Here is a 23295-nt window from a genome sequence, read left to right on the forward strand (position 1 = left end):
AATCATTCTCCTTGGCCGCTTTCGGCCTGTTTTTTCTTTTCACTGCCTCGTTCAATGAGGATGAAAAAGAGGGGGACAAAGATAATCGCCAGGGTTGTGGCGGCGACCATACCGCCGATAACACCGATGCCGATGGCGTTCTGGCTGGCAGACCCGGCACCGTCGGAAATGGCCAGCGGCGTCACTCCCAGGATAAAGGCAAAGGAGGTCATTAAAATTGGACGAAGCCTCAGTTCGGCCGCGTACAGGGCGGAGTGAATCAGCCCCATCCCCCCCTCGTAAAGGCTTTTGGCAAATTCCACGATGAGAATGGCGTTTTTGGCAGCAAGCCCCACCGTAGTCAGCAACGCAATTTGAAAGTAGACGTCATTGTTTAAACCTGCCCATTTCGTGGCAATCACGGAACCGATGATCCCCAAAGGAACTATCAGTAAAACGGAGAACGGGATGGACCAACTTTCGTACAGGGCGGCCAGGCACAGGAATACGAACAGCAGGGACACCGAATACAGCAGACCGGTCTGGGAACCGGCCATACGTTCTTCATAGGATAAACCGGTCCACTCCAGCGCAATGCCCTGGGGCAGTTTTTGAGCCAGATCCTCAATAATGGTCATGGCCTCGCCGGAGCTGACACCCGGGGCCGCAGCGCCCAGAATTTCCACAGACGAGGTGCCGTTATACCGCTCTAATTTGGGCGATCCGTAGGACCACTCACCATAAGAGAAGGAGGAGAAGGGGACCATCTTGCCCTGACTGTTTCGTACATGCCACCGATCAATATCTTCGGGCAGCATTCTGGAAGGGGCATCCCCCTGGATGTACACTTTTTTCAAACGGGCCTGGTCCATGAAGTCATTGACATAGGAAGAACCCCAGGCCGTTTGCAGAACACCTGTAATGTTCGCCGTGGTAACCCCCAGGGCTTCGGCCTTTTCATAATCAATATTCAACGTGTACTGGGGCACATCAGACAGACCATTGGGGCGGACACCCACAAGTTTGGGATTCTGGGCGGCCATGCCCAGCATTTGATTTCTGGCATTCATCAGTGCGGTATGGCCTGCCCCGCCTCTATCCACCAGCATGAAGTCAAAGCCTGTGGCATTGCCCATCTCCATGATGGCCGGCGGAATAAACGCATATATGGATGCATCCTTGACACTATAAAGGTTTTGCATGGCCCGGCCGGCAATGGCTGCGGCCTTTTGTTCCGGACGGTGACGTTCGTCCCAATCCCGAAGATTTAAAAAACCCATGGCCATATTCTGGCCTCTGCCGGCAAAACTGAAGCCCACAACGGTAAACAGGCTTTCGACGTTTTCCGCTTCCTTGTTCAAATAATAGTCTTCCGCTTTTTCCACGGATTGCTGGGTCCGCTCCATGGTGGAACCGGGAGGCGCGGAGAGGATGGTCATCATCATGCCCTGGTCCTCGTCGGGCAAAAATCCTGTGGGAATTGCGTTGAAAACATACACCAGGGCCACAAGGATCAATGCGTAAATGACAAAGAATCGAAACATCCGGGTGGTAGCATATTTAACACTTTTTGTGTATGTGACTTTGGTTAGATCAAAGCCTGTGTTAAACCAGCCGAAGAAACCTTTTTTATTTTCGCGATGTCCCTTCTCCACAGGTTTGAGCATGGTAGAACAAAGGGCCGGGGTCAAAACCAGGGCCACCAGAACGGAAAGTCCCATGGCTGATACCAGGGTCATGGAGAACTGCCGGTAGATGGCGCCGGTGGAGCCGGAGAAAAAGGCCATGGGGATAAAAACCGCGGAGAGTACCATGGCAATACCCACAAGGGCGCCGGTGATCTGGTCCATGGACTGCCGGGTGGCTTCCTTAGGCGACAGGCCTGTTTCGGACATGACACGTTCCACGTTTTCCACCACAACAATGGCGTCATCCACCAGAAGGCCGATGGCCAGAACCATGGCAAACATGGACAGGATATTGACACTGGATCCGAAGGCTGACAATATTCCGAAGGTGCCCAGAAGAACAACCGGCACCGCAATGGTGGGAATCAGTGTTGCCCGAAAATTCTGCAAAAACAGATACATAACGAAGAATACCAGGATAATGGCCTCAATCAGGGTTTTGACCACTTCCTGGATGGAAAGACGGACAAACGGGGTGGTGTCGTAGGGATATGCGACTTGAAGACCCGCAGGCATAAACGCGGATAAATCCGTTACCTTGTCCTTGACCCGTTGGGCCGTGTCCAGGGCATTGGCCCCTGTGGCAAGGGTGATGGCCATGGCGCATCCGGGTTTGCCGTTGTACCGGGTCGTAAATCCGTATGTTTCCGATCCCAATTCCACCCGGGCCACATCCTTTACGCGGATCTGGGCACCGTCGGTATTCACCTTGACCAGTATATTTTCAAAATCTTCCACGGTCTTCAGCTTGGACTGGGCCGTAACCACGGCATTGAGCTGCTGCCCGTCAATGGAAGGCGCCCCGCCGAGCTGGCCCGAAGAAATATCTGTGTTGCGTGCCTGGATGGCGGCCGTGACATCCGAGGGCATGAGATTAAAGGCATTGAGCTTTTCAGGGTTTAACCAGATTCGCATGGCATGCTGGGACCCGAACACCGTCAGATCCCCGACACCCTGGACACGGGAAATCGGGTCCGCCATGTTGGACTGGATGTAATCAGCAATATCATCATCGCTCATACTGCCGTCTTCGGAGTACATGCCCGCAAGCAGAAGAAAACTCTTGGTGGTTTTCTGAACAATTAATCCCTGCTGCAGGACCTCTTCGGGCAGAAGGCTTTCCGCCTTGGATATTTTGTTTTGCACCTGGACCTGGGCAATGTCCGGATCAGCTTCCGGTTCAAAGGTGAGCTCGATTTCAAGCTGACCCGACGAATCACTGGTGGATGAAAAATATCTTAAATAGTCAATACCGGTCAGGGCCTGTTCTATAACCTGGGTGACACTGTCTTCCAGTACCTGGGCCGAAGCACCCGGATAATAGGTTTCAATGGATATGCTGGGCGGGGCAATCCTTGGATATTGTTCCACCGGAAGCGTTATAACGGCAAAAACGCCGGCCAGCATAATGACGATGGCGATAACCCATGCAAAGATGGGGCGGTCTATGAAAAAACGAGACATAATTTTATCCTGCTGTCATTTATCCTGATATTAGGAGTTGGTGGATGTGTTGAATTCCACGGTTGTGACCTTGGCCTGGTTGCTGATTTTCTGCAGGCCCGCCACCACCACCCGGTCGCCAGGGGCAAGACCGGAAGAAACCACCCACTGGTCTTTAACCGCCTGAAGAAGTGTGATGTTCTGGGATTTTACGATATCTTCCTTGTCCACAACCCATACAAAAACAGATCCGTCCGTATTGCGGACCACGGACTGCTGGGGCACCACAATGGCTTTTTCCTGCCGGGACTGTTCCACCCGGGCCCGGACAAAAAGTCCCGGCAGAAGGTCGTTATCCGGATTGGGAAACAGCACGCGAAGCTGGACCATGCCGGTGCTCTGGTCCACCGTGGCATCGGAGAACAACAGTTTTCCTTCAAGGTCATAGGGTGTGCCGTCTTTACCCATGAACAGACTGACCATGGAATTTTCTTCGGGGTTTGTCAGCCCTTTTTTCAGGGCCAGCAACTCTTCGCTGGACTGGTTTACATCTACATAAATCTGGTCCAGGTTTTGGACCACGGCAAGGGCGGTGGTTTGGTTAGCCGTCACCAAGGCGCCTTCGGTCACCGATGACTTGCCGATGCGCCCGGAAATGGGTGAAAACACCTTGGTATAGTCCAGATTAATTTTTGCGGCGGTCAGATTTGCCTTGGCAACGGCTACACCGGCCTTGGCCTGGGCCAGGGCTGTCACGGTATCGTCATAAACCTGGCGGCTGACACCGCCCATTTTCACCAGACGGCTGTACCGGGCAAGCTTGGGCTCCACGGCCTTAACGTCGGCCTGGGCACGAACCAGGCTCGCTGCGGCCGATTCATATGCGGCCTTGTAGGTGGCCGGGTCAATCTGATAAAGCTGCTGTCCCTTTTTAACCAAACTGCCCTGGGTGAACATTCGTTTCAGGATGATGCCTGTGACCTGGGGGCGAATTTCAGCCACCTGGTATGCAGAGGTTCTGCCGGCCAGATCTTTGGTGAATACCACTTCCTGGGGCTTGACCGTATACACGGACACTTCAACCGGTGGACGGGCCTGGGCAGACTGGGCTTGCGCCTGCTCGGACTGGGAGGAAGCCTGGCCTTTTTGCTCCCCAGCCCAAGGGGAAGCAAGCTGTCCTGAGTAATACAAATATCCACCGCCAATAATAACGGCCGTGACAAAACCAAGCAAAAAACGCTTCATGATGATCTCTCCTGTTCCTTAAGTATACATTTGTCCAAAAAGCGGACAATTTCCTGTTTGAGTTTTTCCAGATCCTGGAGCGGTTCATCCCGGTATGTCAGGGACTCAAAAGGGCCCACCACCGAACCAAAGATCATGGCTGCCATCACATAGGGATCCGCATCCATAAACTGTCCCTGGCGCATGCCCTCCCGACAGACATTGACCAGAGGGATAATAACGACATCCATGCGCTCTGTGACGGCATCAGCGGCCGAACGCTGACTCTGGATAAATTTAAAATAAAGTGGGTATTCCCTCTGGAAATCAAACACATTACCCACAAATGCGTATATTTTTTCCATGGGCGGGATATTTTTTTTAAATATTTTGCTTGATCCCTTCTTAATAGGGGTTATCACAGCCTCATGGACATAATTGAGCAGGTCTTTTTTGTTTTTAAAATAATTGTACAAGGTTCCTTTAGACACACCGCATCTGGCCGCCACTTGATCCATGGTAATGGATGTGCCTTCCTGGATCATTGCCAGCACGGTTTTGACCACTTGCCCCTTGAGCAGACGGTTCATCATCTCTTTTCTTTTGGTGGGCAAATTCATTTAATGTTTCCTTGGGTTGTCCCCGGCAGCATGTCTGTGGGAAAAATAAAAAACATTTTCTGACTACACCGTCTAAAAAATTGACCAGATAGTCAGAAAATGACTTTCGAGTATAATAAAAATGAGGATCGCTTCTGTCAAGACCGTTTTTTTAGGGGCCTGCCATTCAACCTTTAATGCGCCTTATATATGAACCAATATTCGGCGTGATTTCGGCCCAACTTATTTAATCTGCGGTCCTTAATGGGAACCGTCGTTATAAGGCCCTGATTAAAAACCTTTTTCAGGGCAATTTATCTTGAAAAAGTCATTTAACAATGATATCTGAAATTTATTTATATCTAAAAACTTGTTTGGTAATTAGGGGATTGAAGCGAAATCTCATGAAAATTGGGGGGAATTGGGGCCATTTTCATGAGATTGCCACCGATACATCAATTACCAAGGCTCTAAGGGCCGACTGTTTTTATAATTTTTTTTTAAAACATATTTCAATCAAGGAGAATTCACCATGACCAAAAAATTGATATTCACGATCTTTTTGGTAATTTTTTTCGCCGCCGGCTGCACGTATCATCAAACATTCGAGAATCCGCCCCCCCCAGTTGATCCGCCTGAATCCGTGGAACCGCTTGAATCCGTAGAACCGGCGCCCGCAGTTGAAGTTAAGCCTGAACCACCGGTATCCGGGGGACCGACACACTCAATTAATCCGCCTTCTAATTACGATACGCCAGGAACAGGTGGCGGAGCCGCATTAGAAACATACTAATATTCCGCCCCCCCCCCCCCCAATTTTAAATAGTAATGAAATTTACCAAGATGATATTTTTGAATTCTTTAACTAAAATTTGTTGGCGACGCATCGTATTTATGCCGATCTGCGGCACCTTGCTTTCTATAGTATTTTTATCATCTGCGGCTGCAGGAAATAAAAAAATGATGGAAAAAATGGGAAACAATTTAATTCAGCTCAACAACGAAGTAGTTGAAACGATTATTGATGCCCAGGAAAGGAACGCCAATATTTCTTTTAAAGCTATAATCATTCAAGGGACCGATCAAAATAGGATCGTCATTGAAGAGGCAGAAATCATCCCTGGAAATAAAAAATCTGCCCAGTATTCAACCGAACCGAAAGAAGGGGGCGTCCCATCTCCTGTGACAGAGGGGTCAACGCCTGACTACAAATCGTATATCGACTACCAACATCTGGATATCCCCGAGACCGGTTCCGATTTCCAGGTGGAAACAAACGGCCGGGGAACCATGAGTCAGAATATTGATTTCCTGATGAAACAGCACCCTGAGGCACGGGTCTTTGAACTTCATAAAAAATCTATAGATGCCATTGACTGGAAAAATAATCCCAAGCCTAAGAAAGCCTTTTTATTGTTCTGGTAACGCAACCATAAACGCAGGCAGACTGTTTACTACTTAACAATTTTTTGAAGGAGTACATGCAATGAAAAAAAAAATCGCTGAACTTTTGATCAAGTCGGCACTAATTCTAACTCTTTCCATCGCTGTTGTCGGACTACCGCCCGCAATAGCAGGGAATAAAAAATTAATGACCATACAGGCAGCAAAGGTTCTTGCCGAGCGGGCCATCGTGGAAAGCGTCATAGGGCTCAAAATCAAGACCACGGAACGGGTCGAAAACATGGTCGCAACGCACCAGCGCATCGACGCTAAAACTGCAGCCAGTATCAAGGGAATCCAATATTCCGATATCGTCTATGACAAGGCCAAAGACATCGCCAAAGTGACGGCTCGCATCAACCTTGGACGGGTGACAACAATCATTGGAAAAAGGATCAACTGGGGAGACAGAACAATTGAACGCGTGGCTTTTGCCACATCAACCGAAGCCAATGCAGGACCATTGAAAGCGCTCAGGGCAGCTGAGCTGGATGCATATAGTCAGCTGGCCAAACAGATTGTCGGTTTCAATCTTCAAAGCAAAACCTCGGTTGAAAACTACATCATGAAAAATGATGAAGCTCGAACGCGTCTTTTGGCCGCCATTTATGGCGCAAAACTTGTGGGTTACCGCTGGGATGCGGAAGGGGATGCTTATGTGAAACTGGCGCTCACCATGGGTGAAGTTGATGACATTCTGGGACAGCGGATAAACTATAACGGAACAATTATAGAGGTAGAAGGCAGCGGAGCCCAGACCGATGATTTCAGCGAAGCCAACAGCTATGATGACGGCAATACGGGCTCAAGCATGAAGATTGGAACATCTGTCAAGGAAGGCAATCTGGATATCCCGGTGAACGGGCAATCCACGCCTACTGTCGAACAACGCATAGACTATCCTGCCGGAGGCTCTACGCTGCAATAAACAAGAAAAGCAATTGCCATGAAAAAATTGATATTGATTATCGCAGCTCTTCTAATGACTTTATCGGTACCCGTTTCGGCTTTTGCCTTTTCCTTTTCGGAAGCAGAAGAGGACGAAGCGAGGGAAGAACAGGCCATGCAGGCGAAAACCCAGAAGGAAATCGACCAACTCCTGTCGGTGCACTGCCAAACGCAACTGAAAAAGAAAAAAATTGCTGTTATTCTGGGCCGGGACAATGCGCGTGAGAACTCACAAATTTTGTTCATGGAGGTGAATAAAAAGCTCCAGCGGCTGGGTTTGAGAACCTGTTCTCAAAAAGAGATCTCAGCCCAGATTGCCCAAGCGGAAATGGATGCATTCCTGTCTAACAATATGGATGCCGCCGCCAATGCCGCAAGGCGACTTAGTGCAGATTTCATGCTCCGGGGGATCATCCGTTCAAAAACAAGGGTAAACCCGATCGTCAACGTGAATGAAGTTTCCATTACTATGGTATTCACCCTGATTGATAGTTCTGGACGAATTATTTCAAACGTATCTGCCCATGATGAAAACTACTCCGGACAAAATACGCTTGAAGCTGCCTTGGCCATGGTCAAAGAAAAATCCGGACTCATGGTCGCCCAGTTGTATCATGACTATTGTACACAGGCGCCGATTAGAGGCAATACCTCCATTCAGAAAAAAAGCCAACCCAAACCGACAGTTAAAGTTGCTCCGAAAAGTCAAGATGCACCTAAGGCTAAGGTTCAAAGTATAGAGGACTTTTAAATCCATGGGAGAGAATTTATCCGTCAAATGCAAAGCTGTTGTTTTCATTTTTTTAACCGCTGCCGTTTTTTTGCTGCTGCCATTTCAGACTTCTTCCCTTGCACAGGCCCAAGGCAAAACCATTATCGTATCTGCAGAAGGATTGGCGGATCCCGAAGCCGACACCTATCAAAGAGACCAGGGAAAACTTTTGGATGCCCTAAGGCAGGATGCCAAGCGACAGGTGCTCGAAAAAGCGGTGGGATCCTATGTGGAGTCGTCTACCCTTGTTGAAAATTATGCACTGATCAATGACAAGGTACTGACCCGTTCCAAGGGGCTTATTAAAAGAGTCATCAAAGAGAGTCCGCCCTGGAAGGGTCAAGATGGATTCATGCACATGCTTATGAAGGCCGAAGTTTATCTCTCGCCCATCAAAGACACCCTGAAAGAGATGTCAAAAATGGAGCGGGTCAGTCTTCTCAAAGATTATGGAAATCCTAAAATTTCCGTAGCCATAACCATCAGGGACGCAAAACGGGGATCAGAAATAGCGCCGGAGCGTTCACAGATAGCGGAAAATCTTTTGAAAGAACGATTTTCCCAGTTCGGATACCGGGTATGGTCGGAAGAAGAATCCCAGCGGCTCAAGGTTGAAATCGCCGAGCGGGCTATGCTGTCTAACCAGGCTGATGCCACCGTATCCGTTACCCAATTGAAGACATCGGATTTTTCCATCCGGGGTGAGGTGAAATTCAAACCGCTGACAGCCACATTAAGGGCTTCGGGAATCAGCATCACTAAGTATGCGCTGACCTCATGGACCATTAAATGTATAGATAATAATACCGCTGAGGAGGTATACTTTAACAACAAAGTCCCCAGAAACAAAACCTGGTCCGATGAGGATGCCGCCATGAGTGATATCGGCACGCTTATTGGCAAACAGTTTTCAAAAGATTTTTTTGAGGACCACTTGATGAGGACCTCTCGAATTTTTCAACTCCAGGTGTTTGGTCTGCCCGACTACGATACCGGTACACTGTTTAAAAAGGAAATGATCGGCCTGAGACCGGTGATGAATGTGGACTTTAGAAACTTTGACGCCTCCGGACTTTCCCTCTACGAAATTGACTTTGCCGGCAACCGGGGGAATTTCACTGATCTTGTCAATGATACTGTGATAAGACCTTTGAATCGCAAGTTCGGGGAAAGGGTTTTCAAGCTTGTCTCATCCCAGGGGGATGTGGTCCGGGTCAATTTCAACAATGAGAGCGATATGAACACTCTAATCGCCAAATTCAACAATGCGCCGCCAGCATCCCTGACAGCGGCATCTCCCGCAAGAATAGAGGCGGTTGCTCAGACGGAGAAGGTCATGATTCAAGTTGCCCAAATCAATCCGGAAGCAGTCAAACAATTGTCGCAAAATGGGAATGAAATGGCAACCAAAGCCTTGGATGCAGTGAATAGCTTTTAGGATTCAAGATATAAAATCACTAATTAAACGTTTATTTTCTATGGAGGTTGTAAGTGAAACAATTTAAATTTGTAACTGCACTGTTGCTTTTAGGATTATTTATATTGAGTGGCTGTGTTCAAAGCACGGGGAGCTGCAGTGCCTCAGCACAGGCGAATGCCATGGCTGACAAGCAAATGTATCAATCCTGTGAGTATGCCAACGCCAATGTAAAGGGACCTGTCCTCGTGGTCCTTCCCGGAAAAATCAAAAGCAACAATGCCACCTTTATCCAGAGAATCACCGCTAACAATATTGCGGATTACGGTGAACTGGAACTTGGAAAGGCCAATTTCCGTGTTCTTGAAAGATCCCAGCTTGGACCGTTGTTAAACGAGCTTACATTAGCCGCCAATATGGGAAACGCGGCAGGACTGAGAAAATTCAAAAAAGGAAAATTTAAAACCACAAAATGGTTGGTTGAATTTGATATTTTAAAAGCAGAAAAAGTGGCACACGTCAACCATGGATTTGATGGCAGGGCCCTTGGTTCCATCCTAGGATCCTTAGTTGGAGGTACGGAGGGCAGAGTGAGTAATACCGCAATGGGGTCCATCAAAACCGACGATTCTGCAGGTATTTGGATTATTGGCATGCGGTATAAAGTAATGAATGCCTCCACATCAGAACAGGTCACGACAGGATATTTCGAAGACAAAATGGAGCTGGGTAAACAAGGGACCTCTATCTTGGGTGTTTCAGGATCTCAGGCCGGTGGAGTGACTTTGGATGCCATGGTTCAACGTCTGGTCCAACAGGCTGTTGCCGACTTAGATCGGAAAAAATAAATACCACAGATTGTGCAGGGCATATGGGATAAAAACCGTTTTGTTGAAAAATAGCTTTTATCCCCTGTGCCTCTGCAAATTTTTATTATATGAAAGAACCACCAACAACCTGAATTCTTTCATGGTTTGTTGTGGGCACGCTGACGAACTTTCAAAGAGGCCCATGGCCGTTATTCAAAATTTTTCTAAGGTGTCTTTCTTTTCCGATCCATAAGCCGACATCCCTTGTCATAAAACTTATCCATGAACCCAGATGTCATTTCTAAAGGTTTTTTCAACACCGCGTTTTGTGATCGTACCGCTATATCCCAGTAGATTTTTAAAAATATGTCCGTAGGTAATTCAGAATGGTCTTTTGATTGCATATCCATTACTAATGATACGTGCTTGATAGAAATAAGATATCATGATATATTTATTCGATTTTCAATTAGTTGGATAAAAATAGGACGTGGCAAAAAAGAAAGATAAAATCATATTCCGTTGTAAAACCTGCGGAACACAAACGCCTAAATGGATGGGTCAGTGTCCGGACTGTGGCGACTGGGACAGCCTTATTGAGGAGACCCTGGTGGTTCGAACCCCGGGTGTGACAGGCGCGGCCCGACCGGCCATTGCAGCCAGGCCCGTACCCATTGAATCTGTTAAGGTCTCATCTTCCCTGCGTATGGACACCGGTATCAATGAATTTGACCGGGTCCTGGGCGGCGGCATTGTACGCGGCTCCCTTGTGCTTATTGGCGGGGATCCCGGGATCGGTAAATCCACGCTCATGCTCCAGGTATTGTCCACCTTGGCAAAGGCCGGAAAAAAATGTCTGTATGTATCCGGCGAGGAATCCATCGGCCAACTCTCCATGCGGGGAAAACGCCTGGGATCGATGGGCAATTCTTTGTTTGTGGTCTCTGAAACAGATCTTGAGGCGATTCTTGCCATGGCGGAAAAAGATCAATATGACGCCATGGTTGTGGATTCCATTCAAACTGTATTTCACCCCCAGGTCACGTCAACCCCGGGCAGCATCACCCAGATAAGAGAAGCATCCATGCAGTTCATGCGCCTGTCCAAAACCGTGGGCCTTCCCATTTTTCTTGTGGGACATGTCACCAAGGGCGGTGCCATTGCAGGCCCCAGAATCATGGAGCACATGGTAGACACGGTGCTCTATTTTGAAGGGGATAAAAACCATATCTTTCGAATTCTTCGGGCCGTAAAAAATCGTTTCGGGTCCACCAATGAGATCGGGGTGTTTGAAATGCGGGACCAGGGATTGACCCAGGTGCCTAACCCGTCGGCTGTATTTTTGTCCGAACGGGCTCTGGTGGCCCCGGGTTCTGTGGTGACAGCAAGTATGGAAGGGTCCCGCCCCATTTTGGTGGAAATCCAGGGATTGGTCTCCACGTCAGGACTGGGTACGCCCCGGCGAACGGTTCTCGGACTGGACACCAACCGGGTGGCCCTGATCGTGGCGGTGATGGAAAAGCGATTGGGCATGAACCTGGCCGGTCTGGACATTTTTATGAATGTCACAGGCGGTGTCCGCATCACCGAACCCTCGGCGGATCTTGCCATTGCAGCCGCGCTTGCCTCAAGCTTTCTGGACCGCCCGGTACACAAGGAGACCACGCTAATCGGCGAAGTCGGCCTTACCGGCGAGATTCGGGCGGTCAGCCATGCCCAGGCCAGGATCAAAGAAGCCGCCAAAATGGGATTCACACGGTGCCTTGTGCCCACGGCCACCATGAAGCAATTATCAAAAATCAAAGGCATGACCATTGAAAGCGTCAGTTTTTTAAGGGATGCCGTGGAGGTTTTGTTTGAAGGGTAAAAAAAAACAGACAAAAGGGGGAAAGCCCGCAAAAAAGGGCGGCAGGAGTGGCCAGTGGGCGGATCATCTCACACAAAAAGCCAAATCCATGGGATATCCTGCCCGGTCCGTGTTTAAGCTTGAAGATATTCAGAATAAATTTCAAATTATAAAAAAAGGGGACACCGTGCTTGATCTTGGGTGTTCACCGGGATCCTGGACCCTTTATGCGGCAAAACTTGTGGGTGACCAAGGCCGCGTACTCGGTATTGATTTAAAAGTGGTTGAAACAAAACTGCCACCCAATGCGTTAACCATCCAGGATGATATTCTAAAACCCGAAAACCCGGCTTTTATTGAGCCCCATACCGGTGCGTTTAACGCCGTGATCAGCGACATGGCCCCGGCCACCACAGGCAGAAAAGATGTGGATGCCATCCGCTCTTTTGAACTGTGCCGCATGGCCCTTGACACAGCCTTGAAAAATTTGGCTTTTCACGGTAATTTTGTGTGTAAAATTTTCCAGGGAAACGACTTTAAAACGTTTGAGCAGGAAGTGAAGGCAGCGTTTAAGGAGTGCCGGGTGTTTAAGCCCGAAAGCTGCAGAAAACAAAGCAAAGAAATTTATATCATAGGAAAAGAAAAGATAAAATAAGGAGGCAACATCCATGTCAGGACATAGTAAATGGTCGACCATCAAACACAAAAAAGGGGCGGCCGATAAAAAGCGGGCAAAAATATTTACCAAGCTGATTAAGGAAATTACAGTCGCGGCCCGTATGGGCGGGGGGGATCCTGGCGCCAATCCCCGGCTACGCCATGCCATTGACACGGCCAAAGCCCAAAATATGCCCAAGGACAATGTGGATCGGGCCATTAAAAAGGGTACCGGAGACATGGACGGGGTCAACTACGAGGAAATCATATATGAAGGATATGGGCCCGGCGGTGTAGCAGTGATGGTAGAATGCCTCACGGATAACAAGAACCGGACCATTGCCGATGTCAGATATATCTTTAACAAGGCAGGCGGGAATGTGGGTACGGACGGTTGCGTGGCCTGGATGTTTGATAAAAAGGGGGTGATTACCATTTCCAAGGAAAATGCAGACGAAGACACCCTCATGGAAGTGGCCATTGACGCCGGGGCTGAAGATATCAAGGACGAAGGAGACAGCTTTGATGTGCTCACCGCACCCGAAGATTTTGATGCGGTCAAAGATGCTATTGATGGCGCACAGATATCCTGTGAGGTGGCTGAAATCTCCATGGTTCCCCAAAACACCACAGCCGTATCAGGCAAAGAAGCAGAGCAGATGATCGCATTTATGGAGGCCCTGGACGACAATGATGATATCCAGAATTTTTATACCAACGCTGATATCCCGGATGAGGCTTTTGACGCCATGTAATCTTTGTTAAAAAATTCAATAAAAAGCCGTCATGTGTAGCACGGCGGCTTTTTATATTTTAAATGCCTTTTAAAAAACCAAATCTTTATAAAATTAAAATTGTTATATTTATTCTTGAGATGAATTCAGAAGTGCTAAAAGGAATAATCTCAAACACCGCTGCAGTCCAAGAAAATACTGCAGCCACCCGTGTAGATGAGCCAGTATCACAGACCCAGCAGACAGATCCTTTTTCCCCGCAGGTTTCCGGCACATCGGATTCCACCGTGGAATCCACCCTTTCAAAAATCGCCCTGACTTTAAATACCAACGGCACCATAGATGCAGATATTCAGGTCCGCAACATTTACCGACAAATATTGCGTCGTTGCTCAATACCTTCACATAAATCACTTTTAGACTCAAAGGCCGGCCAGGTCATATTCAATATCTTCAAAAATATCTTCGATTTTATACAAGGCGTTATCTGCCTCGGAAAGCTTCCGGTCCGCGATGAGACTCTCAATTTCAGAATACAACGCTTTTAGTTTCTCTTTTTGTTTGAATAAAATGTCCTTTACTTGCGGATCTCCATCCAGGGCGTAAAGCAGTTTATCCCATTTTGCCACAAGATCGTAAAGGGCCGGATCGTCATAATCCTTGATGGCCTTGGCATGGATGAGGGATCTTGCCAATTTGGGATATGTCGCCTTTAAGCCTTTTTCATAAAACGGACGCACATCCACCGTCAATTGCATGTACTTGCTCATTGTTTCTCTATCTCCTTTTTCTGGAACAGCTACGGACAAAATGGCTTCGATCCTATTCAGAATTTGTAACAATAAAAGTGACCATCCGGCCGTACAGTTTTTATATTTCAAACAAGACTATTTTATCACTACCCACTATTATATGATCAAAGTATTTAGAAAGGGAGGAATATTATGTTTACACTCAATGATTTGTTCGATATTACCATAAAAATGGAAGAAAACGGCCGGGACGTGTATCTAAAAGCGTTAAAGCAAATCGACAACAGAGAACTTGAAAGTCTTGTTCAATGGATGGCCGATGAAGAAAACCGGCACAAATCCTGGTTTGAAGAACAGAAAAACAGCCTTTCTCCAAGCAGTCAGGATCTTGATATCATGCTTCCCGGTGTGATTAAAGAGATGATGGGGAACAACACCCTGTCTCTAAATGAACTGAATTTTTCAGAGATCTCCACGCCGGTGCAGATGCTTGAAACATTCATTCTGTTTGAAAATGATACGATTCTGTTTTACAAATTTCTGGAAGCCTTTGTGGAATCCAAATCTGTCAAAGCAGGCCTGCACCAGATCATCGCTGAAGAAACCGCCCATGTGGACAAAATATCCGCCATGATCCAATCGTTTAAGCCTGGAGGGGATTAATTTCCCCTCCAAGACGTACCAGGCAGTAGGCCGCCTATTTGTCTATTGAATCAAGCCTCCTGATGAACCGTAATCTGGGGAAAGGGAATATCCCAGTTATATTGGGAGGCCGCCTCAACACACCATCTTTGTATGCTTCGCTTCAAACGGTTGTATATGGGTGCCTGGCTGCCTTTAAAATCGGCAATAACCACAAGGTCCAGGGACGAGGCTCCGGCTTCCGCAAATTCCACACGCAGGTTCAGCATGTCTTGGGCATACCCTTCTTTTTCAATGTTGTTTTGGATAAAGGCTGATAAAAGGTCTGGAATGGTTGTGGTGGCATCTTCCTGGTGGCCATAACCAATACCGAAAAGCACCTTGAGTCTAAAATTCACAGAGAGATTCAAAGGCGTCATGCCCAGAAAATCTGCCGTCTGATAGGTTTTTTTCGCGCCACCCCTTAGTACCAGTTCCACTGTTTCATGGCTCAAATGGGTCACGCCGCCCCGGGTGCCGTCGGAAAGGATCACCCAGTCATTTTTCCGGCAGGGGAACCAGGCTTCATGGGTATCACATGTCCTGGATGTTTTGCCAATGAGTTCGGAGATAGGGATCCGCAACGTAATGCCCAAATCAGGATTTTCCAGCAGGGTATGTAAATTGATATGTTTAACCCGCCAGGGGACGCCTTGGTACATCATGCGTTCTCCTTCCCTGACCGCACCGACATTGAGCATCAACTTGCTGGTGTCCAGATACATGGGCAGGGTGTGTTTGGCCGCCCACACCACACCCAGAAGACCAATGATGGTCAGGGAAAGCAGTACCCAGTCCTCCACAAAATAAAAAAGCGCAATGACCGCCAGCACAGTCAATACAACCGTTATGCCCCGGTACACCAATTCAAGTATCCGTATATGGAAGGGGCGGTACTCCAGTTTGTATCCAGGCACAAATCGGATCAAGGTCCGATAAAGAAATTTTATTAACAGCACCACACCGATGCAGGACAGAATAGCTAGAAAAAGGTACAAGCCACGGGTTTTGAAGAATCTCTTAACAGAATCCTGGGTGCTGTTAATGACCGAAGCCTCTTGCCGCTCAATTTCGTCAAGTTTAAGCTGGATCAGGTCCACCTTGTTTTTTATCTGACTTTCAAGGCCTTTATACTCAGGCAGGATATCTTTAAGGGCGTCTGCCAGCGCCGGGTCCTTGGTCTGCCTGATCAAAGATTCAATGCGATTTCTGGCCTTGATTGCCACGGGAAGCAACTCCTGGTAATTGGTCAGTTCATCATTGAGTTTTGATTTATGCCTGGCTTTGACCGTGAGACGCTTAAGTTCCATAATTCCGGGTTCAGCCAGGGAGAGCAATTCGTCTTGCCAGTCAAACCGCTCTTTTTTTTTGGCAACAAACAAACCAATCTCAACCCCTGTGGCAGTCATTTCAAAATCGGTCACAGCACCCGCCATCTGTTTATCCAGTGCGGCAAGCTCTTCGCTGAGATATTGTTTTTCGGTTTCGGAACTGGCCTTGTCCATGGCCTGTTTCTTTTCATCCATGCGCTGTTTTAGCGTTGTTTTGCTTCTGACAATGGATTTAAGAATTTCAAGTGTATTTTGATGCGCTTGAGCTTTCGATGCTAACTGATCATCAGTATTACCCTGGGTCTGGGCCGCAGCCCCAGGTACCGAAGAATCGGTTGGATTCTCCTGGCTGATTGCGATACAGGGCAACAGAATCAATGCTGTAATAATTAATGATAAGTATTTTTTCATGGGCTTGTTCTCCGGTCCAAGGGGGCCTTGTTAAATCAAAAAAGGGGCGAAACGCATAAAATGCCCTTCGCCCCTGAACCATTACGATTTTATTTGTTATTGAACCTTATTCTTCTTTATCGGCATCTGATTCTTTTTTGCCGGCATCTGCCATCATTTTAAGCATGGCATATTTTTCCTCAACTTCTTCTCCAAGGGCTGCCCTTAAACGTTTGGACTCCTCGGGAAAGCTTTTTTCCAGAGCCGCAAACCGCACTTCACCGCTTAAGAACTCCTGCAGGCTACCGTCGGGTTGTTTGGAGTCAAGGGTAAAGGGATTTTTACCTTCATGGGTAAGCTGGGGGTTGAACCGGAAAATGGGCCAGTAACCGGATTCAACAGCCAATTTCATTTCTTCCTGGGTTTTACCCATACCTTTTTTTATACCCTGGTTGATGCATGGGGCATAGGCGATGACCAAGGAGGGTCCGGGATAACTTTCCGCTTCCAGGAGCGCCTTAAGCGTCTGGTTCTTGTTGGCACCCATGGAAATGGTTGCAACATAAATATACCCATAGCTCATCATCATCCGGGCCATATCTTTTTTCCCAATTTTCTTTCCGGATGCGGCATATTTGGCAATGGCACCGGTGGGCGTGGCTTTAGAGGACTGACCGCCCGTGTTGGAGTAGACTTCGGTATCCAGCACCAGGATATTAATGTCATCCCCGGATGCCAGTACATGGTCCACACCGCCGAAACCAATATCATAAGCCCAGCCGTCACCGCCGAAAACCCAATGGGATCTTTTCACGAACAGATCATTTTCACTATAGATCTCTTTCAGAATACCAGAGGAAGCATCTTTAAGCAGCTGCTTAAGCTCACCACCGTATTTTTGGGACTCTTCAAGATTATCCATGCCGGCGATCCAGCCTTCCATGGCAGCTTTAAGCTCATCTGAGACACCCTGTTCAATGGCCTTTTCCATCTTTGCGGCCAGGGCTTTACGCCTGGATTTGGTGGCCAGCAACATGCCGTAACCGTATTCGGCAGCATCCTCAAACAGGGAAGATGCCCAGGCAGGACCCTGGCCGTCGGCATTGGTGCAATAGGGCATAGACGGTGCAGATGCGCCCCAGATGGAGGAACAGCCAGTGGCATTGGCAACGGTCATTCTCTCGCCAAAAAGCTGGGTGATCAATTTTACATACGGGGTTTCTCCGCAGCCTGAGCATGCGCCGGAGAATTCAAGCAACGGTTTCCACAACTGACTTCCCTTGAGGCTATCCCGTTTCATGACATCTGTCTTGAATGGGACGGTCAAAGAAAATTTGTGATTTTCTTTTTCTACATCCACCTGGGATGCCAATGGTTTCATTTCAAGAGCTTTTGTCTTGGCCGGGCAAATGTCTGCACAGTTACCGCAACCCTGGCAGTCAAGGGGGTTGACCTGCATTCTGAATTTGAACTGATCCAAGCCCTTGCCTTTGGCGTCAACCGTGGCAAAGGATGCCGGGGCGTCTTTGAGTTCATCAGCTGTTGCCAAAATGGGGATAATGGCGGCATGGGGACAAACAAAGGCACACTGATTGCACTGGATACAATTTTCGGCAATCCATTCGGGTACATTAATGGCAACGCCGCGTTTTTCATACTGGGATGTGCCTGCTTCAAACACGCCGTCCACTGAAAAGGCGGACACCGGCAGGTCATCACCTTCCTGGGCATTTATTTTGCGCATAACCTTGTCCACAAAGGGTGTGGCAAGTTCCTGAATTTTAACTTCGTCCACGGCGTCTTTCCAGGACTCAGGCACATCCACTTTCACCAGGTTGTCCAGGGTTTTGTCCACGGCCTCAATGTTCATGTTGACAACGGCATCGCCCTTTTTGCCGAATTTCTTTTTGATGTCGGCTTTGAGCAGTTCAATGGCCTGTTCAACGGGAAGCACATTGGCAAGGTTAAAAAAGCAGGTCTGCATAATCATGTTGATACGATTACCAAGGCCCACGTCACCGGCAATTTTTACCGCATCAATGTTGTAAAAATTCAGTTTTTTCTCATATATGGTGCGCCGCACATGGCCCGGGATATGTTTTTCCATATCTGCAATGGTAGACCATTCAGAGTTAAGCAGGAAAGTGCCTCCCTCTTTCAGTCCCTTGAGTACATCGTAAATCTCCACATAGTTGGACTTGTGGCAGGCTACAAAATCCGAGATTTCAATCAGATAAGTACTTTTTATTTTTACATTACCAAATCGCAAATGGGAAACGGTCAGCCCGCCGGATTTTTTGGAGTCATAGGCAAAATACCCCTGGGCATATTTATCCGTATTGTCACCAATAATCATGATGGCAGACTGATTTGCACCTACGGTTCCGTCGGAACCAAGACCCCAGAATTTGGCGGATATGGTGCCTTCCGGAGCTGCGTCAAAACCCTTTTCAACATCCAGTGACGTATGGGTGACGTCGTCAATGATCCCCACTGTGAAATGATTTTTCGGAGACAAGGCCTTCATGTTGTCATATATAGCTTTGACCATGGAAGGATTGAATTCCTTTGAGGAGAGCCCGTAGCGGCCACCGATGATCCGGGGACCTTCCCCATGTTCCATAAAGGCGGTGCAGACATCTTGGTACAGGGGTTCGCCAACGGCACCGGGTTCTTTGGTCCTGTCAATTACGGTAAGAGTTTCCACGGAAGCCGGGACGGTGCGCAGGAATTCCTCGATATCAAAAGGTCTATACAAACGTACTTTTACCAACCCTAGGCGTTCGCCCGTACCATTAAGCTTTTCAATGGTCTCTTCAATGGCTTCGCAACTGGACCCCATGGCAACAACAACGCGATCCGCTTCAGGGTCACCCACATAATCAAAAGGCTGATAATAGCGACCAGTAAGATCTCCTACCTTTTTCATATAGTTTTTAACAATGGCAGGCACTTTGAGGTAAAAGGCGTTGGTTGCTTCCCTGCCCTGGAAATAGATATCCGGATTTTGAGCGGTTCCGCGGGTATCGGGATGTTCAGGGTTCATGGCTCGGGCCTTGAATGCCCAGTAAGCGTCATAGTTGAACAGGGATGCCATGTCCTCGTATTCAATCATTTCAATTTTCTGAATTTCATGGGAGGTTCTGAACCCGTCAAAAAAATGGAGGAACGGCACCCGGGAATCCATGGTTGCAAGATGCGCCACAAGGGCCAAGTCCTGGGCTTCCTGAACAGAGCAGGAGGCCAGTATGGCAAATCCGGTCTGTCTGGCTGCCATAACATCCTGGTGGTCTCCGAAGATGGATAAAGCATGGGCGGAAATGGCGCGGGCTGTTACATGAAAAACACAGGGAAGTAATTCGCCTGCAATCTTATACATATTGGGTATCTTGAGCAATAATCCCTGGGATGCCGTAAAGGTGGAAGTCAAAGCACCTGCTGCAAGAGAGCCGTGGACAGCACCGGCCGCACCAGCCTCGGACTGCATTTGCTTAATGTCCAGAATCTGCCCGAAAATGTTTTTTCTTCCCTTGGATGCCCAGGCGTCGGCAATTTCACCCAGAGGGCTGGAAGGTGTGATCGGGTAAATCGCAGCCACCTCACTCATGGCGTATGCCACGTGGGTTGCCGCAGTATTCCCGTCAATGGTCTGCATTCTTTTTTTCATAATCTTTCACCTCGTTGAATGGTAATGCAAAATAAGATTTAATCCCAATATATAAAATCCATTGAACAATATAACAAAAAAAATAACAAAAAAAACCGGTTTGTAGAAAATACCGCAAACCGATCTTTTAAATCGTCTCCAGTTAATAAATAAGCAATCGATTGCTTATCGAACTGCTTTTATATCTCACAACTGAAAAAACCGGTCAAGACCTATTTTGCAGACGGGCACGCAGGGTTAATTCAGACACGCCTTATACTGCCAAAGCCCAATCCATAGCGGCATTATTAAATAATAGCGATATAAGGACCACAGATTAAATAACTTGAACGAAATAGCTTGCCTTTGGGCCCATCTACTTCGTTGCATTAAAGGCCCAATAGGCCTGCTATGCAGCCTTTAATGCACCTTGTAGATGAACCAAAATTCGGCGTTATTTCTGCCCAACTTCTTTAATCTGCGGTCCTAAGGAATTTTTATAAGCCCAATTTTTTTTCCAGTTCGGCCACGGCCAGGGTGGTCTTGATCACCGTGTCCGGGTTAAGGGACATGGTCTCAATACCGCATTCCACCACAAATTCCGCAAACTCCAGGTAATCGCTGGGGGCCTGGCCACAGATTCCGATGTACTTGCCCTTTTTTACGGCAATCTCGATCACCTGGCGGACCATCTTTTTCACCGCCGGATTGCGCTCGTCATACACATGGGAGACAAGGGACGAATCCCGGTCCACGCCGAGCACCAATTGTGTCAGGTCATTGGTGCCTATGGAAAAGCCGTCAAAAATTTCCAGATATTCTTCGGCCAGGATGACGTTGGACGGTATCTCGCACATGCAGATCACCTTAAATCCGTTTTCTCCCTGGCGCAGGCCGAATTCGGCCATGGTTTCTATCACCTGTCCGGCCTCATCCAGCGTGCGGCAGAAGGGAATCATCACCTGGACGTTATGAAGCCCCATTTCGTTCCTGATCTTGAGCATGGCCTTGCATTCCAAGCCGAAAGCCTCCTTGTATTCCTTGGCATAATAACGCGAGGCCCCGCGCCATCCGATCATCGGATTTTCCTCGTCCGGCTCGAACTGGGTGCCGCCGATGAGGTTGGCGTACTCGTTGGTCTTGAAATCCGAGAGCCGGACAATGACCGGTTTGGGATAAAAGGCTGCGGCCAGCATGCCCACGCCCTCGGCCAGCTTATCCACGAAATAGTCGCTCTTGTCGCTGTAGCCGATGGTCATATCCGCTATGGCCCGTTTCAAAATCTCGTCGCCCAGCTCCTCGTACCTCAAAAGGGCCAGCGGATGAATTTTGATATAAGAGCTGATGATGAATTCCTCACGGGCCAGGCCCACCCCATGATTTGGGATGAAGCTCTTTTCAAAGGCCTGCTCCGGGCTGGCCAGGTTCAGCATGATCTTGGTTTTGGTCTTGGGCAGGGTTTCCAGGTTCGTCTCTTTAATCTCGTAGGGTAAAAGGCCCTCAAACACGTAACCAACGCTGCCTTGGGAGCAGTCCACGGTCACTTCCTGGCCGGTTTGCATCCGGGTGGTGGCGTTGCCGGCGCCCACGATACAGGGAATGCCCAGTTCACGGCTGACAATAGCCGCGTGGCAGGTACGCCCACCCCGGTTGGTGACAATTGCCCCGGCGATTTTCATCACCGGTTCCCAGTCCGGGTCGGTCATGTCCGTAACCAACACTTGTCCTTTCTGGAACTGGGAAATCATCTGGGCGGACTTGATCACGTTGACCCCACCCTGGCCGATGAGTTCGCCCACGGACTGGCCCGTGCACACCACCTCGCCCTTCTCCTTGAGGAGAAATTCCCTGAGAACGGCCTTGTCCTTCAAAGTGTGCACCGTCTCAGGCCTGGCCTGGACAATAAACAGCTTACCGGTCTCGCCGTCCTTGGCCCATTCGATATCCATGGGTTTAAGATATCCGGCCTTTTCCGAATAGTGATCCTCAATGACGCAGGCCATCCGGCTCAGTTCCACCACCTCCTCGTCCCTAAGCACGAGACGGCGGCGGTCCTCGTCCGGCACGGCCACGTTCTTGGTGGGCTGTTTGGCATCCGTGGTGTAAATCATTTTTATGGCCTTACCGCCGGTCTTTTTCATGATGATGGGTTTGAAGCCCTGCTTGAGCGTGGGCTTAAACACGTACCATTCATCCGGATTAACCGCACCCTGGACCACGTTTTCCCCCAATCCGTAGGCACCGGTGATAAAAACCGCGTCCTGAAAGCCGGATTCCGTGTCTATGCTGAACATAACCCCGCTTGAGGCCAGATCGCTTCTAACCATCTTTTGTACGGCAATGGACAGGGCGATGGAAAAATGGTCAAAGTGCTTGTCTTCGCGGTAGGAGATGGCCCGATTGGTGAACAGGGAGGCGAAACAGCGGTGGCAGGCGTCCACCAGGTCTTCCACACCACAGATATTCAGATAACTGTCTTGCTGCCCAGCGAAACTGGCGTCCGGCAAATCTTCGGCCGTTGCCGAGGAACGCACGGCGACATCCACGTTCTTGCCGTATTCCTCTTCCAGTTTGGCGTAGGCCTTGGCTATTTCCTTATACAGCTCACCTGGAAATTCCAGGCTGCGGATCAGATTCCTGACTCTGGCCCCGCGTTCCTGAAGATTGTCCATGTCGTGGGTGTCCAAGTCGGACAATATTTCCCGAACCCTGTCCATGGCCTTGGACTTTTCCAACAAATAGGTATAGGCATGAGCGGTCACTGCGAATCCATTGGGGATGCTCACCCCCTTGGGGCTCAGATTACGGTACATCTCTCCCAGGCTGGCATTCTTGCCGCCCACCAAGGGAACGTCGTCAATGCTCAGATCCTTGAACCAGGCCACGAACGGCTTTTGATCCTTGTGCATATTTTTGCCCATTTTCAGCTCCGATTG

17 protein-coding genes are annotated in these 23295 nt (G+C 48.6%); 10 read left to right on the forward strand and 7 right to left on the reverse strand.

The features are described 5' to 3' along the window. Positions 1-2: 2 nt before the first annotated feature. The 3 genes from EYB58_RS03855 to EYB58_RS03865 are packed head-to-tail and all read right to left on the reverse strand — an operon-like array spanning position 3 to position 4954. Positions 3-3131: an efflux RND transporter permease subunit gene (locus EYB58_RS03855; protein WP_111960374.1), complete on the reverse strand. Its 3129-nt coding sequence runs from the start codon at positions 3129-3131 to the stop codon at positions 3-5. Positions 3132-3161: 30 nt separating this feature from the next. Then, entirely contained in the window at positions 3162-4355 is a 1194-nt protein-coding gene (locus EYB58_RS03860) for an efflux RND transporter periplasmic adaptor subunit (RefSeq protein WP_111960372.1), read from the reverse strand. Then, positions 4352-4954 (reverse strand): TetR/AcrR family transcriptional regulator, encoded by a 603-nt coding sequence (locus tag EYB58_RS03865; protein ID WP_111960370.1) that lies wholly within the window; start codon positions 4952-4954, stop codon positions 4352-4354. Before EYB58_RS03865 ends, EYB58_RS03860 begins: the two co-directional genes overlap by 4 nt. 511 nt (positions 4955-5465) lie before the next feature. Between EYB58_RS03865 and EYB58_RS03870 the strand changes: the two genes are divergently transcribed. From EYB58_RS03870 to EYB58_RS03910, 9 genes are all read left to right on the forward strand, one after another. Beyond that, positions 5466-5726: a hypothetical protein gene (locus tag EYB58_RS03870; RefSeq protein WP_111960368.1), complete on the forward strand. Its 261-nt coding sequence runs from the start codon at positions 5466-5468 to the stop codon at positions 5724-5726. Positions 5727-5893: 167 nt separating this feature from the next. Then, positions 5894-6358, forward strand: a complete 465-nt coding sequence (locus tag EYB58_RS03875) for a hypothetical protein (protein ID WP_131072002.1) — start codon at positions 5894-5896, stop codon at positions 6356-6358. A gap of 61 nt (positions 6359-6419) precedes the next feature. Further along, complete coding sequence (locus tag EYB58_RS03880) at positions 6420-7304, forward strand: hypothetical protein (RefSeq protein WP_111953652.1); 885 nt, start codon at positions 6420-6422, stop codon at positions 7302-7304. A gap of 18 nt (positions 7305-7322) precedes the next feature. Further along, the gene (locus tag EYB58_RS03885; protein WP_111953650.1) at positions 7323-8075 is read left to right on the forward strand and encodes a hypothetical protein; all 753 of its coding nucleotides are present in this window, start codon (positions 7323-7325) and stop codon (positions 8073-8075) included. A gap of 4 nt (positions 8076-8079) precedes the next feature. Continuing rightward, positions 8080-9534: a hypothetical protein gene (locus tag EYB58_RS03890; protein ID WP_207309122.1), complete on the forward strand. Its 1455-nt coding sequence runs from the start codon at positions 8080-8082 to the stop codon at positions 9532-9534. A gap of 161 nt (positions 9535-9695) precedes the next feature. Next, positions 9696-10361, forward strand: coding sequence for a hypothetical protein (locus tag EYB58_RS03895; RefSeq protein WP_242637546.1), 666 nt, complete (start codon positions 9696-9698; stop codon positions 10359-10361). A 451-nt stretch (positions 10362-10812) separates the two neighbouring features. Beyond that, a complete protein-coding gene (gene radA, locus EYB58_RS03900) occupies positions 10813-12189 on the forward strand; it encodes a DNA repair protein RadA (RefSeq protein WP_111953646.1) in 1377 nt (458 codons plus the stop codon). Continuing rightward, positions 12179-12823 carry an SAM-dependent methyltransferase gene (locus tag EYB58_RS03905; RefSeq protein WP_111953644.1) on the forward strand — a complete coding sequence of 215 codons (645 nt, stop codon included), beginning with the start codon at positions 12179-12181 and terminating at the stop codon, positions 12821-12823. The genes radA and EYB58_RS03905 overlap by 11 nt, the downstream gene beginning before the upstream one ends. 13 nt (positions 12824-12836) lie before the next feature. Beyond that, the gene (locus tag EYB58_RS03910; protein WP_111953642.1) at positions 12837-13580 is read left to right on the forward strand and encodes a YebC/PmpR family DNA-binding transcriptional regulator; all 744 of its coding nucleotides are present in this window, start codon (positions 12837-12839) and stop codon (positions 13578-13580) included. A gap of 401 nt (positions 13581-13981) precedes the next feature. Here the strand turns inward: EYB58_RS03910 and EYB58_RS03915 are convergent, their stop codons facing one another. Beyond that, positions 13982-14329 (reverse strand): hypothetical protein, encoded by a 348-nt coding sequence (locus EYB58_RS03915; RefSeq protein WP_242637547.1) that lies wholly within the window; start codon positions 14327-14329, stop codon positions 13982-13984. A gap of 174 nt (positions 14330-14503) precedes the next feature. Here EYB58_RS03915 and EYB58_RS03920 point away from each other — a divergent pair, with 174 nt between their 5' ends. Then, entirely contained in the window at positions 14504-14974 is a 471-nt protein-coding gene (locus tag EYB58_RS03920) for a ferritin family protein (protein ID WP_111953638.1), read from the forward strand. A gap of 50 nt (positions 14975-15024) precedes the next feature. Here the strand turns inward: EYB58_RS03920 and EYB58_RS03925 are convergent, their stop codons facing one another. The 3 genes from EYB58_RS03925 to ppsA form a co-directional block, all read right to left on the reverse strand. Next, positions 15025-16734 carry a hypothetical protein gene (locus tag EYB58_RS03925; RefSeq protein ID WP_111953636.1) on the reverse strand — a complete coding sequence of 570 codons (1710 nt, stop codon included), beginning with the start codon at positions 16732-16734 and terminating at the stop codon, positions 15025-15027. A 106-nt stretch (positions 16735-16840) separates the two neighbouring features. Next, positions 16841-20380, reverse strand: a complete 3540-nt coding sequence (gene nifJ, locus EYB58_RS03930; RefSeq protein WP_111953634.1) for a pyruvate:ferredoxin (flavodoxin) oxidoreductase — start codon at positions 20378-20380, stop codon at positions 16841-16843. Positions 20381-20856: 476 nt separating this feature from the next. Further along, complete coding sequence (gene ppsA, locus EYB58_RS03935; protein ID WP_111953632.1) at positions 20857-23280, reverse strand: phosphoenolpyruvate synthase; 2424 nt, start codon at positions 23278-23280, stop codon at positions 20857-20859. Between the last annotated feature and the right edge of the window lie 15 nt (positions 23281-23295).

The organism is Desulfobacter hydrogenophilus, from assembly GCF_004319545.1.
Taxonomy (GTDB): Bacteria; Desulfobacterota; Desulfobacteria; order Desulfobacterales; family Desulfobacteraceae; genus Desulfobacter; species Desulfobacter hydrogenophilus.

Bases quoted from the DNA above. Each gene is read 5' to 3' on its own strand.
- ppsA (WP_111953632.1), bottom strand. From the start codon at position 23,280: ATGGGCAAAAATATGCACAAGGATCAAAAGCCGTTCGTGGCCTGGTTC.
- EYB58_RS03925 (WP_111953636.1), bottom strand. From the start codon at position 16,734: ATGAAAAAATACTTATCATTAATTATTACAGCATTGATTCTGTTGCCC.
- EYB58_RS03915 (WP_242637547.1), bottom strand. From the start codon at position 14,329: ATGAGCAAGTACATGCAATTGACGGTGGATGTGCGTCCGTTTTATGAA.
- EYB58_RS03890 (WP_207309122.1), top strand. From the start codon at position 8,080: ATGGGAGAGAATTTATCCGTCAAATGCAAAGCTGTTGTTTTCATTTTT.
- EYB58_RS03870 (WP_111960368.1), top strand. From the start codon at position 5,466: ATGACCAAAAAATTGATATTCACGATCTTTTTGGTAATTTTTTTCGCC.
- EYB58_RS03920 (WP_111953638.1), top strand. From the start codon at position 14,504: ATGTTTACACTCAATGATTTGTTCGATATTACCATAAAAATGGAAGAA.
- EYB58_RS03910 (WP_111953642.1), top strand. From the start codon at position 12,837: ATGTCAGGACATAGTAAATGGTCGACCATCAAACACAAAAAAGGGGCG.
- EYB58_RS03855 (WP_111960374.1), bottom strand. From the start codon at position 3,131: ATGTCTCGTTTTTTCATAGACCGCCCCATCTTTGCATGGGTTATCGCC.
- EYB58_RS03885 (WP_111953650.1), top strand. From the start codon at position 7,323: ATGAAAAAATTGATATTGATTATCGCAGCTCTTCTAATGACTTTATCG.
- EYB58_RS03895 (WP_242637546.1), top strand. From the start codon at position 9,696: ATGGCTGACAAGCAAATGTATCAATCCTGTGAGTATGCCAACGCCAAT.
- EYB58_RS03865 (WP_111960370.1), bottom strand. From the start codon at position 4,954: ATGAATTTGCCCACCAAAAGAAAAGAGATGATGAACCGTCTGCTCAAG.
- nifJ (WP_111953634.1), bottom strand. From the start codon at position 20,380: ATGAAAAAAAGAATGCAGACCATTGACGGGAATACTGCGGCAACCCAC.
- EYB58_RS03880 (WP_111953652.1), top strand. From the start codon at position 6,420: ATGAAAAAAAAAATCGCTGAACTTTTGATCAAGTCGGCACTAATTCTA.
- EYB58_RS03860 (WP_111960372.1), bottom strand. From the start codon at position 4,355: ATGAAGCGTTTTTTGCTTGGTTTTGTCACGGCCGTTATTATTGGCGGT.
- EYB58_RS03875 (WP_131072002.1), top strand. From the start codon at position 5,894: ATGATGGAAAAAATGGGAAACAATTTAATTCAGCTCAACAACGAAGTA.